This window comes from Rhodococcus koreensis (assembly GCF_017068375.1).
GTDB lineage: Bacteria > Actinomycetota > Actinomycetes > Mycobacteriales > Mycobacteriaceae > Rhodococcus_F > Rhodococcus_F koreensis.
Window position 1 is genome coordinate 5,314,448 of the sequence record NZ_CP070609.1, and the last position, 14,578, is coordinate 5,329,025.

Here is a 14,578-nt window from a genome sequence, read left to right on the forward strand (position 1 = left end):
GGTCTCACCCCGCCTTGCGCACCAGGGCCCGGTGGGCCTGCTCGACCTCCGCGGCGACGTCGTCCTCGTTCACGGTGATCACTCTTCCACGCTCGACGACGGCGCGCCCGTTCACCAGAAGCAACTCCAGCGGCGCCGTGGCCCCGAGAACCAAAGCCGCCACCGGGTCGGTGATGCCGGAATGTGCGAGGGTGTCGACCCGCCACAGTGCGAGGTCGGCCAGTTTGCCGGGTTCGAGGGAGCCGAGTTCGTCGTCCCGGCCGAGCACCCGGGCCCCGCCGATGGTGGCGAGTTCGAGCGCGGTGCGCACCGTCATCTCGCGCGGGCCGCCGCGTGCCCGGGCGAACAGCACGGCGTGGCGGGCCTCCTCGAGCATGTTGCACGCCTCGTTGCTGGCGGCGCCGTCGACACCGAGCCCCAGCGGGACCCCGGCCGCATGGAGGTCCCGGGCCCGGGCGATCCCGGCGCCGAGGCGGGCGTTGGACGTGGGGCAGTGGGCGACGCCCGTGCCGGTGCCGGCCAGGGTGGTGATCGCGACGTCGTCGAGATGGACGGCGTGGGCGTACCAGACGTCGGGACCCACCCAGCCGAGTCGCTCCATGTACTGAACCGGGGTGCAGCCGAACCGGTCGAGGCAGAAGTCCTGCTCGTCAACGGTTTCCGCGAGGTGGGTGTGCAGTCGCACGCCGGCGGACCGGGCGAGGGCCGCGGCCTCGGTCAGCAGGTCGGCGGTGACGGAGAACGGGGAGCAGGGCGCCACCGCGACCCGCAGCATCGAGTCGGGCGCCGGGTCGTGCCAGCGGTCGATGACGTCCTGGGTGCCGGTGAGGACGTCGTCGAGACGCTCCACCACGGAGTCTGGTGGCAACCCGCCCCGGCTGTGGCCGAGGTCCATCGACCCCCGGCTGGGGTGGAACCGCAGCCCGACGGTCCGGGCGGCCTCGATCTCGGCACCGAATACGTCGCCGCCGTCGCGGGGCACGACGTAATGGTGGTCGGTCGTGGTCGTGCACCCGTGTTTCGCCAGCCAGGCGAGACCGCCGGTGGCCGCGGTCCGGACGGCGTCGGCGTCGATGCCCGCCCAGATCGGGTAGAGGGTGGTCAGCCAGCCGAACAGGTTGTCGTCGGCGGCGAGCCCGCGGGTGATCCACTGGTACAGGTGGTGGTGGGTGTTCACCAGTCCGGGTGTCAGCAGGCAGCCGCGTCCGTCGACGACCCGTGCGCCCTCGATCTCCGGCGCGGGACCGGCACCGACGTCGACGATGCGGTTGCCCCGGACGACGACGTAGCCGTCCGGATGCTCGGTACCCGACGTGTCGACCGTGGCGACGTACGCACCGGCGACGACGACCGTGCCGGGGCCCTCGGACATCAGCTGAGCCACCCCGCGTACGCGGACCACGCGGGCCCGGGGTTCGGGGCGTCGGAACGCTGCACCGTGGCCTGGATCAGGCCGTACGGGCGGTCGGCGGCGTGGAAGACCTCGTTGTCGTTCTCCACGCCGAAACGCGCGAGGTCGTGTGCGAAGTGGTGCTTGTTCGGGGCGGACAGCCGCACCTCCGCGAGCACGGGGTAGCGCTCCAGGATCGCCTTGCCGATCTCGTACAGCGTCTGCTGCAGGGCGAGCGAATGGACGGTCGCGAACGTCGCGACGATCTGCTCCTTGATGCCGGCGTAGACGCTGTTCCAGTCCACGTCGGTGGTGACGAACCGCCACTGCACGACCAGCGACGTCGCCATCACCCGGTCGTGGGTCTCCTCGAGGATCGTGTACTCGTCCTTCAGGAATCCGAAGAATTCGCTGCCCGTGGACTTGAGGATCACCAGATCCTTCAGCCCGCCGACCACCCACGTGCCGTCGCCGTCGACGGTGATCGCCGCGGTGCGCACCTCCTCACCCTTGCGCACCCAGGTGTGGTCGTGTTCCGCCCCGTCGACCACCGCGCGCTGCCAGGCATACTCCTCGATCTCGATGCGGGCACCCGCGACCGGGGCCACATCGTCCACGAAGTGCCGTGCCAGCGTCAGCCCGTATTCCTCGATGGAGTCGAGTCCCTTCTCCTTCGCGTAGGAGTACGCCGTCTGCTTCTGGGTGTCGGTGGGCAGCACCGAACTCTGGTCGCCGGCGAGGTGCGCGGCCGAGAAGTCGCCGCGCAGGCACGTCGACACGCTCACGTCCCGGATCTCGTGCCGCGGGGTGTCGCGGTAGATCCGCACGATGCGGTTCTCGGCCTTGCCGTACTGGTGCTCGCCCAGGACGATGGCGCCGGTGAGGTCGGTCATTCTTCAGCTCCCGCGGTAGGTGGAATAGGCGAACGGGGACAACAGCAACGGGACGTGATACCCCTGCTGCGGGTCGTCGAGGACGAACGTGACGGTCACCTCCGGGTAGAACGTCTCCCGGCCGCGGGCGGCGAAGTAGTCGCCGGTGGCGAAGACCAGCGAATAGGTGGCCGCGGTCAGACCGTCCGGCGCGATCTCGGCGATGCGGCCGTCCGAATCGGTCGTCGCGCTCGCGAGGACGTCGCCGGCCGGGGACACCAGCTGGACGTTCACCCCCGTTGCGGGTGTGCCGTCGGTGGCGTCCAGTACGTGGGTGCTCAGGATCTTGGACATCAGGGGACCGTGTCTCCGATCTCGCCGAGAAGGCGTTCCAGGCGCAACCGGTTGATGGCGGCGAGTTCGGTCCGCAGGATCTTGCGTTCCGTCGCCGCGTCGTTGCCGAGACGCGCGTGCAGCACGTCGAGTAGTTCCTGCGCCGACCGACCCGACGCGCACACCAGGTAGACGTGCCCGAACCTCTGCTCGTACTCCTCGTTGCCCGCCCGCAGGCGCGCGCGGACGTCGTCGTCGGCGGACGCGACCGCCGACTGTTCGCGCGCCGACGACGGGTTGTCCGCGCGGTCGCCGATCCGCGGATGACCGGCCAGGGCCGCGTCGACCTCGGACTCGCTCAGGTCGGCCAGCACGTTGTCGGCGACGGTGTGCAGCGCGTCGGCGGACGGGAACGGCCGCCCGGCGGCCATCCGCTGCGCCCACACCGTCGACGCACAGCACTGCACCAGCAGGTCGGCGGCCCGCGCGTCGCTCAGCGCGTTGAACGCGATCAGGCCGGGCGGTTCGGTCATGACGGCTCCTCGCTCGTGCGCCTTTTCGGTATCTCTGGCTACCACTATGGCGCACAGGGCGCAGCCATTCGGGGTCAGCGACCGAAACCCTCGAGCAGTCCGGTGTATTTCTTGGGCAGGGGAGCCGCGAACTCGCCGCGCGCGCCGGTCCGCAGACCGAGCGTCACGAGGGACTGCACCATGAGGGTCGCCGCCGCCACGCCGTCGACCACCGGCACGCCGAGTTCCGCCGAGATGACCGCGCACAGGTCCGCCATGCCCGCGCAGCCCAGCACGATCGCGTCCGAACCGTCCCGGTCGAGGGCGACGCGGCAGGCCTCGGTGATCACCTTCACCGCGTCCGGGTCCCGGTCGAGGTCGAGGACCGCGATCTCGCACGCGTGCACCCCGAGGCAGAAGCGTTGCATGCCATACCGTTCGGCGAGTTCCCACGCCCGCCCCCGGGTGCGTCCCAGTGTGGTGACGACACTGAACCCGCGGCCGAGGAAGCTCGCGGTGTGCATGGCCGCCTCGGCGATGCCGAGCACGGGGCCGGAGGCCAGTTCCCGGGCCGCGTCGAGGCCCGGATCGCCGAAGCAGGCGATCACGTACCCGTCCACTCCGGCCTCCTCGCCGCGCGCGATCTCCTCGAGAAGCCCGGGGACACTGAGTGCTTCGTCGTAATGACTCTCGATCGAGGCGGGGCCCATCTGCGGGCTCACCGCCTCGACGAGCGTCCCGGGCCCGGCGACGGAGCGGGCGCAGTCGCCGATCTTGTCGGTCATCGCCCGGGTGGTGTTGGGATTGACGATCTTGATGTGCACGTTCCTCGACCTACACCTCGGCCGGGCCCGTGCGGTGCGCACGACGCGCGCCGGTGGACAGCGCGAAATAGCAGAGGAATCCGATGCCCATGCCCAGGAACCACGAGTACTGGGCGGCGCCGGCCATGCCCCACACGTCGAGTCCGAACGGCTGGGCCTTGAGGATCACGGGAACCATCGCGACGAGCGCGCCGACGACGGTGGAGATGATCGCGGCCGGGTTGTAACCCTTTTTGTACCAGTATGTTCCGTCGTGCGACATGGTGAACATGTCGTCGAGGATGATCCGCTGCCTGCGCACCAGGTAGTAGTCCGCGATGAGGATTCCGAACAGCGGCCCGATGAAGGCACCGAGCGTTTCGAGCGTGTAGTGGATCACCTCCGGGTTGTTGTACAGGTTCCACGGGGTGATCAGGACCGATCCGACGGCGGCGATCATTCCGCCGGTCCGCCAGCTGATGCGCTGCGGGCTGACGTGCGAGAAGTCGAAGGCCGGGGACACGAAGTTGGCGACGATGTTGATACCGATGGTGGCGACGATGAAGGTGAGCAGGCCGAGGACGACGGCGAACAGGTTGTCCATCTGCGCGACCGTCTCGACCGGATCGGTGATCAGGCGGCCGTACACGGGCAGGGTCGCCGACGCGGTGACGACGGTGAGGATCGAGAAGAACAGAAAGTTCACCGGGAGGCCGAGGAAGTTGCCGCGCTTGACCGCGGCGAACGTCTTTCCGTACCGGGAGAAGTCGCCGAAGTTGAGCATCGGGCCCGAGAAGTACGACACGACAAGGGCGATCGCACCCAGCACCACGGGCACCGCCGACCAGCCGGTGTAGTTCACCTCGCCGAGGTTCAGGCTGATGTTCGACCAGCCGGCTTCGCTGATCAGGTAGATGGCGAGCATCAACATCACGACGTAGACGGCGGGGCCGCAGAAATCGATGAACTTGCGGATGCTTTCCATGCCGCGCCAGAAGACCAGCGCCTGCAGCACCCACATCGTCATGAACCCGGCCCAGCCGAGCGCCGACAGGCCGAGGAATCCGTGCTCGTGCACGTCCGCCCAGGGCGCCAGGCCCGGCCAGATCTTCAGGCCGAGGATCACGAACGCGTGCGACGCCAGGTAGGTCTGGATTCCGTACCAGGCGACCGCGATGAGGCCGCGGATGACGGCCGGGACGTTCGCGCCCAGGACGCCGAAGGCGCTGCGGCACATGACCGGGTAGGGGACACCGGTGACCTGGCTGGGTTTGGCCACCAGGTTCGCGAACACGTTGACGATCGCGATGCCGACCACGAGGGCGACGAGGACCTGCCAGCTGGTCAGCCCGAGCGCGAACAGGCTGCCCGCGGTGACGTACCCGCCGACGCTGTGCACGTCGGACATCCAGAACGCGAAGATGTTGTACGACGACCACGACTGGGTCTTCAGCGGCGCGAGGTCGTCGTTGGTCAGTCGCGGGTGGTAGCCGGGTTTGATCAGCCCGGCGCCGGCCAGGTGTGCACCGGGGACGGTGTCCCCTTCGGAGGAGGAGGGCGCTGTCTGAGTCATCGTTTTGCTCCCTGGTGCAGTCCGGAGACGACTGCTTCGACGTGAGGGTGCCTCGGTGAAAAGCACACCACCGAAGCGCTGGGAGCAAAAGTAGTTTTCGGATATTTCCTGACTGTGACGGCGAAGATATATTCTCGCGGGCACCCGATCGGGCCGAGAATATATCTTGCCGCACGGCCTACCCGGGCGTGTCCCGGAAGATCCCGGTGTCCGTCGGCAGGGCGGCGATCACCGTGTCGAGTTGTTCGTTGTGCCGATCGGTGGCCGCCTTCAGCGCGGCGGCGTCCCGGGCGAGGAACGCCGCGAGCATGTCGCGATGCCCGAGGTGCAGCCGCAGCCGCTCCGGGGTGTCGACCTGCGACATCGGCTGCACCGGCTCGGTGATGTTCCACGCCGCCTCGAACATGTGCAGCAGCCGCTGCATCCGGCACGGCGACGCCAGGGCGAGGTGGAAGTTGCGGCTCTCCCGGTGGTACGCGGTCAGGTCGTCCTCGAGAACCGAGCGGTCGAGCGCGGCGTACGTCTCCCGGGCCCTCGTGTCGTCGGCGTCGTCGGCCAGGGCGATGGCCACCGAGTGCGCCGCCGACTCGAGGACGCCCCGCACCAGGTAGAGCTCCTCGAGTTCGTCGACGGTCAGCCGGGCAACCGTGTATCCGGCATTGGCCCGGTGATCGACGAGACCCTCACCGATCAGCGTCTTCAGCGACTCCCGGATCGGGATGCGGCTGACACCGAAGTGCTCGGCCACCTCGTCCACCGGAATCGGGGTGCCCGGCGGGGCGCCGCCGCTGAGGATCACTCGGCGCAGTTCCTCCAGGATCACGGTCTGCGAGCTGCCGGGATCCCGGTTGGCCAGGTTCGTGACCAGCAAGGACGGTCTTCGCGGGGGCATCGGTCCGTCCTCAGGCGGGGTGGACGGCGCGCCAGTGGCGGGCGATCTCGATGCGCCGGGCGACCCACACGTCGTCGTGGGACTGCACGTGGTCGAGGAAACGCTCCAGCGCCGCGGTGCGGGCGGGCCTGCCGACGATGCGGCAGTGCAGACCCACGGACAGCATCTTCGGCGCCCCGGCCGTGCCCTCCGCGTACAGGACGTCGAAGGCGTCCCGCAGGTGCGCGAAGAACTGCTCGCCGCTCGGGAAACCGCCAGGCGACGCGAACCGCATGTCGTTGGTGTCGAGGGTGTACGGCACCACCAGGTGGTCGACGAGGCCCTTCCCGGGGGCGTCGACCTTCACCCAGTACGGCAGGTCGTCGGCGTACGAGTCGGAGTCGTACTCGAAGCCGCCGTGCTCGACCACCAGTCGGCGGGTGAGCGGGGAGTCGCGGCCGGTGTACCAGCCCAGCGGGGCCTCGCCGGTGAGGTCCCGCAGGATCTCCACCGCCTCGGCCAGGTCCCTGCGTTCGGCGTCCTCGTCGGACAGCTGGTACGACTTCCACCACAGGCCGTGGCAGGCGATCTCGTGACCGAGTTCGCGAAAGGCGCTGACGGCCTCCGGGTTCCGCTGCATGGCCTTGGCCACCGCGAAGATCGTGAGCGGCAGTCCGCGCCGTTCGAACGCCCGGAGCACCCGCCACAGCCCGGCGCGGGAACCGTATTCGTAGATCGATTCCATGCTCATGTGCCGGTTCGGGAACGGCTGCGCACCGACCATCTCCGACAGGAACGTCTCCGACGCGTCGTCGCCGTGGAGGACGTTGTTCTCGGCGCCCTCCTCGTAGTTGAGGACGAACTGGACAGCGATCTTCGCCCCGCCCGGCCACTGCGGATCGGGCGGGTGCGGCCCGTATCCGACCAGGTCACGGGGATAGCTGTCATCGAAACCGTGGGTCATGCCGTCAACCCTGCCCGACCCGCGTCGGTCAGGGAACCCCACAACCGCAACCGCGCCATGCCGCCGTCCGGGAAGATGTCGAGCCGGGCCTCCGTGACGGGCCGGTCGCTGTCGATGACGAAGCGGTGCCTCGTGTCGGGCTGCAGGCGCGTCCGCGGGAGCAGTTCCGTCCACTCGCCGTCGCCGTCCCGGCCGAGGAGGCTCGCCTCACCGGGGGCATTGCCGAGGAAGTAGGAGGTGTCGAGTTCGGCCAGCGACACCGTGCCCTGGGCGGCGAGCCGGATCTCGACCCAGTCGTTGCCGTCGTCGCGGCGGCGGGACGTCTCCCAGCCGTCGCCCATCACCCGGGCGAGACCGGGGAGCAGCATGTTCTGCGGCGACCCGTAGAACATGTTGGAACAGGACCTGACTCGGGCGCCGTTCTCGAGGGCCGCGAGATCGACGGGGCCCGCGTCGAGGAAACGGGGGTCGGGACGGCCCTCACCGTGCACCCGGAGCCGGGCGACACCGCCGTCCGGGTGCATCGTGAGCTTCACGTGCGTCCACCGAGCGCCGGAGTCGACCGCGAACGGATTCTCGGTGTCACCCTGAACGGGGCTGCGCTCGACGATCGTGGTCCAGTCGGCGCCGACCAGTTCGTCGGCGGACGGGTAGCCGTCGACGGACGCGGCCTGCACGGAGATCTCCGGTGGGTAGTTGCCCTTGAACCAGGCGGTGTCGACCACGACGCCGCGCACCACACCGGGAACCCCGAGCCGGACGATCGCCTCGTCCGTGCCCGCCACCCGGCGGCGGCGGGTCTCCCAGCCGTCGTACACCTGACCCTTGTGCCCGAACGTCGCCGGCTGGTACACGGCGGCCGTCGGGCGGATGAGGTTCTCCCGCTCGGCGAACAGCTCGTCGTTGGCCCACACGACGGCGCCGCCGAGTGTGCGTACGGCCAGGTCCGGCAGACTCCGGAAGCTGGGCGGGGTCAAGGCGTTCGGGGTCACGGGCGCTGGTACCTCCTGATCGGGCGTGGGCCAAGTGTAGGACCTCGGAGGGGGTGGTGCGGGTGGTCCTCGTGGGCGGGGAGGCGGTCAGCTCTCCGCGACCACCGCCCGGGTGAGGAGGTCGCGGAGCGTGTCCACCGTGCATCCGGGGGCCTGCGCGCGGACCGCGTCCTCGTCGAACGCTCCGCACGCCAGCCCCCGCAGCACCACCGTCGCGAGGGCCTGCGCGGTGGCCGGTTCGTCCATCACCCCGCCGCCCTGGCGGTCGAGGTAGGCCTGCAGGCGGGTGGCCGCGGCGGGCAGGGCGTCGCGGTAGAAGTCGAACGTCGCGAGCCAGCGGGTGATCAGATGCCCGGGATGCATGTCCCACCCCTGGTAGTACCCGCGTTCGAGCGAACGGGTGACGAGCCGGTAGTGCCGGGCCAGCGCCGCGCGGATCTCCTCGTCGCTGCCCTGCGGGACCACCTGGGTGGATCCGTCGCACACCCACACCCCGGTTTGGGCCGCCGCCACCAGCATCACGGACTTGGCGTGGTCGGCCACCGGGTGCTCGAGCGACTGGAACCGGGAGGCGATTCCGCAGGCCGCGCTGTAGTCGTAAGTGCCGTAGTGCAATCCGGCGCAGCGTCCCTCGGCGAGCTGGATCGCCTTCGCGACGGTCACGGTGCCGTCCGGCCCGAGGACGGCCTGCGGGCTCTCGATCTGCAACTCGAAGCGCAGCGACCCGTCAGGGAGCCCGTACGCGCTCTCCAGTTCCTCGCACAACGCGACGACGGCGGTGACCTGCTGGGCTGCACGCAGTTTCGGCACGGTGAACACGAAGCCGTCGGGAACCCCACCCGCGCCTTCGAGGACGAGTTCGAGCGTGCGGATCCCGCGGCGGCGCTCGTGCGGCGCCAGGCCCTTCGCGCGGATCCCCAGCGACCGCGGTCCGGACAGGTCGGACGACAGCTGTCGCAGCGTGCGACCCGTCTCCAGTGCGGCCGCGTCCTCGACGTCGTCGCTCCGCCAGCCGTAGCCGTCCTCGAAGTCGATCCGCAGATCCTGGATCGGACTGCGCTCGAGCGTCGCGCGCACGTCGGGAAGTGCACCGGTCGTGCCGATTTCGGACAGTGCCTCGGTGTACCTGTCCAGCAGTTCGACAGCCTGCTCACCCCACACCCTCGGGGTGTCCGGGCCGGCGTCCGCCGCGCTCACGTAGACGGTGTGGATGGGCTGCGGTTGCTGCCGATCACCCGGAAACGCCGCCGCGAGGTCGCTGTCCACGGGCGCGAGGAGTGCGTCGACGCGGTCGAAACCGCTGTCGGGGAGACGGCTGAGGTACTGGGGGTTCACGTCACGATCTTCGCAGAAATGCGGGCTTCTCGTCGCCCCACTTGCCTCCTTCGGGCCGTCGCGCCGCGCAGTCGCCCTCCTCACATCTGCTTGTCGCCCGAGACTCCCCGTTCGTAGTGTCTCCTTCCGTGGATGTAGAGGTTCTGCTGGACGACGCGCAGCGCTCGGCCGCGGCTGTCCTGGACGAGACCGCCGACGGCCTGGCGCAGGGGAGACCCGGGGTTCGCGGCGTGTACCTGTGGGGGCCCGTCGGACGTGGCAAAACCTGGCTGATGGATCGCTTCCACGCGGCTTCCGAGGTCCCGAAACGGCGCGTGCACTTTCACTCGTTCTTCCGCCGCCTCCACGCCGACGCGCACGCGCTGGGGTCCATCGACCTCGCGATCGACGCGGCGCTCGGTGACGTCCGGTTGCTGTGCTTCGACGAGTTCCACCTCCACGACGTCGGGGACGCGATGCTGGTGGCGCGGCTGCTGAAGGCGCTGTTCGCCCGCGGCATCACGCTGGTGGTGACGTCGAACTATCCGCCCGAAGGACTGCTGCCCAACCCGCTATTCCATCACCTGTTCGAGCCGACGATCACCGTGCTGCAGCAGAATCTGACCGTCGTGAGGGTGGCCGGACCCGTCGACTACCGCACCGCGGGAGCGCCGGCTGCCGGATTCGCCGCCGGCCGCTTCGCCAATGCGTCCGAAGTGGAGGTTCCGGCCCTGTGCGAGCGGGTCGCCCTGACCGTCGGCACGCGGACCGTGACGGCAGCGGCGGTACGCGACCGGACGGTCTGGTTCGAGTTCGCGGCGCTGTGCGGTACCCCGACCGCGCCCGCCGACTACCTCGACCTGTCCGAGCGGTACGGCTGCTGGGTGATCACCGGTGTGCCCCGGTTGCGGGAGGCCGGCCCGGACACCGTGCGACGGTTCGCGAACGTCGTCGACGTGCTGTACGACCGCGGCACCGCGCTGACCGTCGTGGCGGACTCGCCGAGGGAGGGCATGTTCAGCGGACTCGCGGGCACCCTCGACGTCGACCGCCTGGTGAGCAGGTTGTCGACGCTGCGCCGGTGACCGCCGAGGCGGACCCGGGGGTCTGCCTCGGCACATCGATCAGACGTACCGGCTGTACGCGGGGAGGTCCAGCTGGCCGTTGCCGGACAGTCCGATGACCACGACCTCCGGTTCGGTGACCGTGCGGGCATGCGCGATGGCCGCGGCCACGCCGTGCGTGGATTCCGGAGCGGGGATGATGCCTTCGGCGCGGGCGAAGAGCAGGCCCGCGGTAAGTGCGTCGTCCTGTTCGATCGCGGTCGCCTCCATCAGTCCGAGGGCGACGGCGTGCGAGACCATCGGCGACATGCCGTGGTACCGCAGACCGCCCGCGTGGATTGCAGGCGGAACGAAGTCGTTGCCCAGCGTGTACATCTTCAACAGCGGAGTCAGACCCGCGACGTCTCCGAAGTCGTAGCGGTACTCGCCCTGTGTGAGCGACGGGCAGGCCGCCGGCTCACACGCGACGAGGCGGGTGGTGGTGCCCTCGCGCAAGTTGCGGCCGAGGAACGGGAACGTCAGGCCGGCAAGGTTGGAACCGCCGCCGGCGCAACCGAATACCGTGTGCGCGACCGGCTCGCCCGCCTCCTCCAGCTGGGCCATCGCTTCCTGGCCGATCACGGTCTGGTGGAGCATGACGTGGTTGAGGACACTGCCCAGTGAGTAGTGTGCGCGCGGGTCTTTGGCGGCAACCTCGACGGCCTCGCTGATCGCCATGCCCAGCGAACCGGTCGTGTCGGGGTGCTCGGCGAGAATCGCCCGTCCCGCCTCGGTGAGGTCGGACGGCGACGGATGGCAGATGCCGCCGTACGCCTCCATCTGGAGTCGGCGGTACGGCTTCGCGTCGTAGGACGCGCGAACCTGCCACACCTCGACGTCGAGACCGAGCAGCGCACCGGCGAACGACAACGACGCGCCCCACTGGCCGGCGCCGGTCTCGGTGGTGAGCTTGGTGGTGCCCTCGAGGGCGTTGTAGTAGGCCTGCGCGACAGCCGTATTCGGCTTGTGCGAGCCGACCGGGCTCACACCCTCGTACTTGTAGTAGATCCGTGCCGGGGTGCCGAGCACCCGCTCGAGCCGATGCGCCCGCACCAGCGGCGACGGGCGCCACATGCCGTAGATCTCCCGAACCGTCTCGGGGATCTCGATGTAGCGGTCGGTCGCGACCTCCTGCTCGATCAGGCTCGCCGGAAACAGCGGCGCCAGGTCCTCCGGTCCCAGCGGCTCGCGGGTGCCCGGATGTAGATGCGGCGGAACGGGTTCCGGAAGATCCGCCGTCAGGTTGTACCAATGCGTGGGAACGGCCGAGGGGACCGCAACCCCCAGAGGCTCCAATGAACGAGCCAGTTCGGCTCCGGTTACCGGGGACATGGTCAAGTAACTCTCCTTCGTGGACGGGTGCATCCCGAACATGCTGCGCCGTCCGCCGCCGTGAACGAGTGATTTTCCTCGTCTCCGCGTGTCACGATGGAGGGGCAACTCGGGAGTGAGGATGCCGGACCGTCGGGTGATGAGCAGGGTCGTCCACACGGTCGCCCTGCTGGCGGCCGTCGTGACGGTCACCCTTGTGGTCAGGGCGGTCCCCGCGCCCGACACCCCCGCCACGGCGGAGCCGGGTGCGGGGGCGACGCGCGCGTTGGTCGTGCTCTCGGCGATCGCCGTCGTCGCCGCGGCCGTGGCGCTCGCGTCGGCCGTGCGCGGCGGCCGGCCACGGGTCGCCCCGGACCCGCCGACGGTCGGGCCGACCGGGAACACCGGGTCCTCGGTCTCCCGCCGGCACGTGGTCGGGTGGGCGGTGTTCGCCTCCCTTCTCGTGGCCGCGGCGTTCCTCCTCGGATCCGTCCGTGGCGACGAACCCCCGGGCCGTCAGCGGCCGACGGCGACCCAGGCCGCCGACGAGGGGGCCGACCGCACCGACCAGGTGGTGCCCGGCGAGACGGTCCCGCCGCCCGACACGGTTGCCGAGGCCCGCGAGGACCTGGCGGAATTATGGACCGCGGCAGCGATTGTCGGGCCGATGCTGGTGACGTTGCTGATCCTCGGCGCCGTGGCCAGGCGCCCCCTCCGGGCTCGGGTCGGCGCCTGGACCGCGGCGAGTTCCCCCGACGCTCCGGCAGGCGCGCAGTCGCTGGCCCGGGCCGCGGAGGAAGGTCTCGCCGTGGTCGTGGCCCCGAGTCTGCCGCCGCGCGAGGCCATCATCGCCAGTTACGCGGCCATGGAGGACGCATTGCGGACGGCGCCGGGCGCCGAGCCGCGGGATTCGGACACACCGTCCGAAGTACTGGCTCGCGCAGTCCAACTCGGAGCGCTGCGCTTCGAGGCGGCGGCGCCGCTGGTGCGGCTGTTCTCGGAGGCGCGGTTCAGCCTGCATCCGATGGGCGAACAGCACCGTGACGAGGCCGCGGACCTGCTCCGGCGCGTGCTCGCCGACCTGGGGAGCGATGCGTGCTCGCCGTCGCGGTAATCGGGGTCGGAGTGGTACTGGCCGTGGAGGTCCCGCTGGTGGCCGCGGGCCGGTACGGCGCCGCCGTGCTGATTGCGGGAGCGGTGACGGCGCTGGTGCTCTTCGAGATTCGGCGACGGATGGCACCGGCAGACGTCGACGGCGACACGTCGGGTCTGGAAGCGGAACGGGCCGAGGCGACGGCCCGCTGGATGGCGCGGACGGAATCGTTGATCAGCTGGGCGGACGGTACCCGCGGCGACTGGGATCACCATCTGCGTCCGTTGCTGGCGCGCGAATTCCAGCAGTCCACCGGACAGCGCCAGGGACTCGACCCCGCCGACACCGCCGCCGCGGGTGAAGTGTTCTTCGGCGACCTGTGGCGGTGGGTCGATCCCGACGGCGTCCAGCGCGTCGACAGGACGGAGCCCGGTCCGGGCCGGGACGTCCTCGACCGGATCCTGCAACGACTGGAGCAGCTGTGACGATGCCCGCCGAGGTCACCACCGCGCGCGCCCACGCCGTGCTGGCGGAGGTCGAACGGGCGGTGGTCGGCAAGCACGACGAACTCACGTCGATTCTGCTCGCTGTGCTCGCGGGCGGACACGTGCTCATCGAGGATCTGCCCGGACTCGGAAAGACGTTGGTGGCCCGCTCTTTCGCCGCCGCGCTCGGACTCGACTTCACACGCGTCCAGTTCACCCCCGACCTGCTGCCCGCCGACCTGCTCGGCGCCACCATCTACGACATGCCGTCGGGACGCTTCGAGTTTCGTCCGGGCCCGATCTTCACCAACCTGCTCCTGGCCGACGAGATCAACCGCACCCCGCCCAAGACCCAGGCCGCTCTGCTCGAGGCCATGGCCGAGGGGCAGGTCAGCGTGGACGGCACCACCCGGATCCTGCCGCGACCCTTCGTCGTGCTCGCCACCGACAACCCCATCGAATACGAGGGCACCTACCCGCTGCCCGAGGCGCAGCTGGACCGGTTCACGCTCCGCCTGAGACTGGGGTACCTCACCGAGACCGACGAGCACGAGATGCTGCGCCGCCGGCTCGACAGGGGATCCGCCGCCGTCGTCGTCGAGCAGGTGGTCGATGCCGCCGACCTCCTGGCGATGCGGGAGTCGCTCGAACAGGTCAGTGTTCATCACGACGTCCTCGGGTACGTCGTCGCACTCGCGAACGCCACCCGGCACCACCCGCAGGTCGAGGTCGGGGCCAGTCCCCGCGCCGAACTCGACCTCGTCCAACTGGCGCGGGCACGCGCCCTCCTCTCCGGCCGGGACTTCGTCATTCCCGAGGACATCAAAGCGCTGGCCGTTCCCGCCGTCGCGCATCGCATCAGCCTGCGGCCGGAGATGTGGGTGCGCCGCATCCGCAGCGACGACGTCCTCGCCGAACTGTTGCGCCGCCTCCCCGCGCCGAGGGCACGATGACGCCGAGGG

Annotated in this window: 15 protein-coding genes; 4 read left to right on the forward strand and 11 right to left on the reverse strand. The window is 70.0% G+C overall.

Annotated features, from left to right (window positions below; translation table 11 throughout):
* Positions 1-4: 4 nt before the first annotated feature.
* From JWS14_RS24355 to JWS14_RS24400, 10 genes are all read right to left on the reverse strand, one after another.
* Complete coding sequence (locus JWS14_RS24355; protein WP_206014569.1) at positions 5-1,372, reverse strand: 8-oxoguanine deaminase; 1,368 nt, start codon at positions 1,370-1,372, stop codon at positions 5-7.
* Positions 1,372-2,283, reverse strand: a complete 912-nt coding sequence (gene pucL, locus JWS14_RS24360) for a factor-independent urate hydroxylase (RefSeq protein ID WP_206014570.1) — start codon at positions 2,281-2,283, stop codon at positions 1,372-1,374. The genes JWS14_RS24355 and pucL overlap by 1 nt, the downstream gene beginning before the upstream one ends.
* Before the next feature lie 3 nt (positions 2,284-2,286).
* Positions 2,287-2,616, reverse strand: coding sequence for a hydroxyisourate hydrolase (gene uraH / locus JWS14_RS24365; protein ID WP_206014571.1), 330 nt, complete (start codon positions 2,614-2,616; stop codon positions 2,287-2,289).
* Positions 2,616-3,128 carry a 2-oxo-4-hydroxy-4-carboxy-5-ureidoimidazoline decarboxylase gene (gene uraD, locus JWS14_RS24370; protein WP_206014572.1) on the reverse strand — a complete coding sequence of 171 codons (513 nt, stop codon included), beginning with the start codon at positions 3,126-3,128 and terminating at the stop codon, positions 2,616-2,618. The genes uraH and uraD overlap by 1 nt, the downstream gene beginning before the upstream one ends.
* A 74-nt stretch (positions 3,129-3,202) precedes the next feature.
* Positions 3,203-3,931 carry an aspartate/glutamate racemase family protein gene (locus JWS14_RS24375; protein WP_072939425.1) on the reverse strand — a complete coding sequence of 243 codons (729 nt, stop codon included), beginning with the start codon at positions 3,929-3,931 and terminating at the stop codon, positions 3,203-3,205.
* A gap of 10 nt (positions 3,932-3,941) precedes the next feature.
* A complete protein-coding gene (locus JWS14_RS24380) occupies positions 3,942-5,483 on the reverse strand; it encodes an NCS1 family nucleobase:cation symporter-1 (protein ID WP_206014573.1) in 1,542 nt (513 codons plus the stop codon).
* Between the two features lie 178 nt (positions 5,484-5,661).
* Positions 5,662-6,375 carry a GntR family transcriptional regulator gene (locus JWS14_RS24385; protein WP_206014574.1) on the reverse strand — a complete coding sequence of 238 codons (714 nt, stop codon included), beginning with the start codon at positions 6,373-6,375 and terminating at the stop codon, positions 5,662-5,664.
* A 10-nt stretch (positions 6,376-6,385) separates the two neighbouring features.
* Positions 6,386-7,318 carry an allantoinase PuuE gene (gene puuE / locus JWS14_RS24390; protein WP_072939415.1) on the reverse strand — a complete coding sequence of 311 codons (933 nt, stop codon included), beginning with the start codon at positions 7,316-7,318 and terminating at the stop codon, positions 6,386-6,388.
* On the reverse strand, positions 7,315-8,310 hold the full coding sequence (gene alc / locus JWS14_RS24395) for an allantoicase (protein ID WP_206014575.1): 996 nt from the start codon (positions 8,308-8,310) through the stop codon (positions 7,315-7,317). Before alc ends, puuE begins: the two co-directional genes overlap by 4 nt.
* A gap of 87 nt (positions 8,311-8,397) precedes the next feature.
* Positions 8,398-9,645: a DUF6986 family protein gene (locus JWS14_RS24400; RefSeq protein ID WP_206014576.1), complete on the reverse strand. Its 1,248-nt coding sequence runs from the start codon at positions 9,643-9,645 to the stop codon at positions 8,398-8,400.
* Positions 9,646-9,791: 146 nt separating this feature from the next.
* Here JWS14_RS24400 and zapE point away from each other — a divergent pair, with 146 nt between their 5' ends.
* Positions 9,792-10,709: a cell division protein ZapE gene (zapE, locus tag JWS14_RS24405; RefSeq protein ID WP_206016175.1), complete on the forward strand. Its 918-nt coding sequence runs from the start codon at positions 9,792-9,794 to the stop codon at positions 10,707-10,709.
* Between the two features lie 39 nt (positions 10,710-10,748).
* Here zapE and JWS14_RS24410 read toward each other — a convergent pair whose 3' ends face one another.
* The gene (locus JWS14_RS24410) at positions 10,749-12,065 is read right to left on the reverse strand and encodes a TrpB-like pyridoxal phosphate-dependent enzyme (protein ID WP_206014577.1); all 1,317 of its coding nucleotides are present in this window, start codon (positions 12,063-12,065) and stop codon (positions 10,749-10,751) included.
* Positions 12,066-12,180: 115 nt separating this feature from the next.
* Here JWS14_RS24410 and JWS14_RS24415 point away from each other — a divergent pair, with 115 nt between their 5' ends.
* The 3 genes from JWS14_RS24415 to JWS14_RS24425 are packed head-to-tail and all read left to right on the forward strand — an operon-like array spanning position 12,181 to position 14,569.
* A complete protein-coding gene (locus tag JWS14_RS24415; protein ID WP_206014578.1) occupies positions 12,181-13,152 on the forward strand; it encodes a DUF4129 domain-containing protein in 972 nt (323 codons plus the stop codon).
* The gene (locus tag JWS14_RS24420; RefSeq protein WP_072939384.1) at positions 13,134-13,616 is read left to right on the forward strand and encodes a hypothetical protein; all 483 of its coding nucleotides are present in this window, start codon (positions 13,134-13,136) and stop codon (positions 13,614-13,616) included. Before JWS14_RS24415 ends, JWS14_RS24420 begins: the two co-directional genes overlap by 19 nt.
* The gene (locus JWS14_RS24425; protein ID WP_072939382.1) at positions 13,613-14,569 is read left to right on the forward strand and encodes an AAA family ATPase; all 957 of its coding nucleotides are present in this window, start codon (positions 13,613-13,615) and stop codon (positions 14,567-14,569) included. Before JWS14_RS24420 ends, JWS14_RS24425 begins: the two co-directional genes overlap by 4 nt.
* Positions 14,570-14,578: the final 9 nt, after the last annotated feature.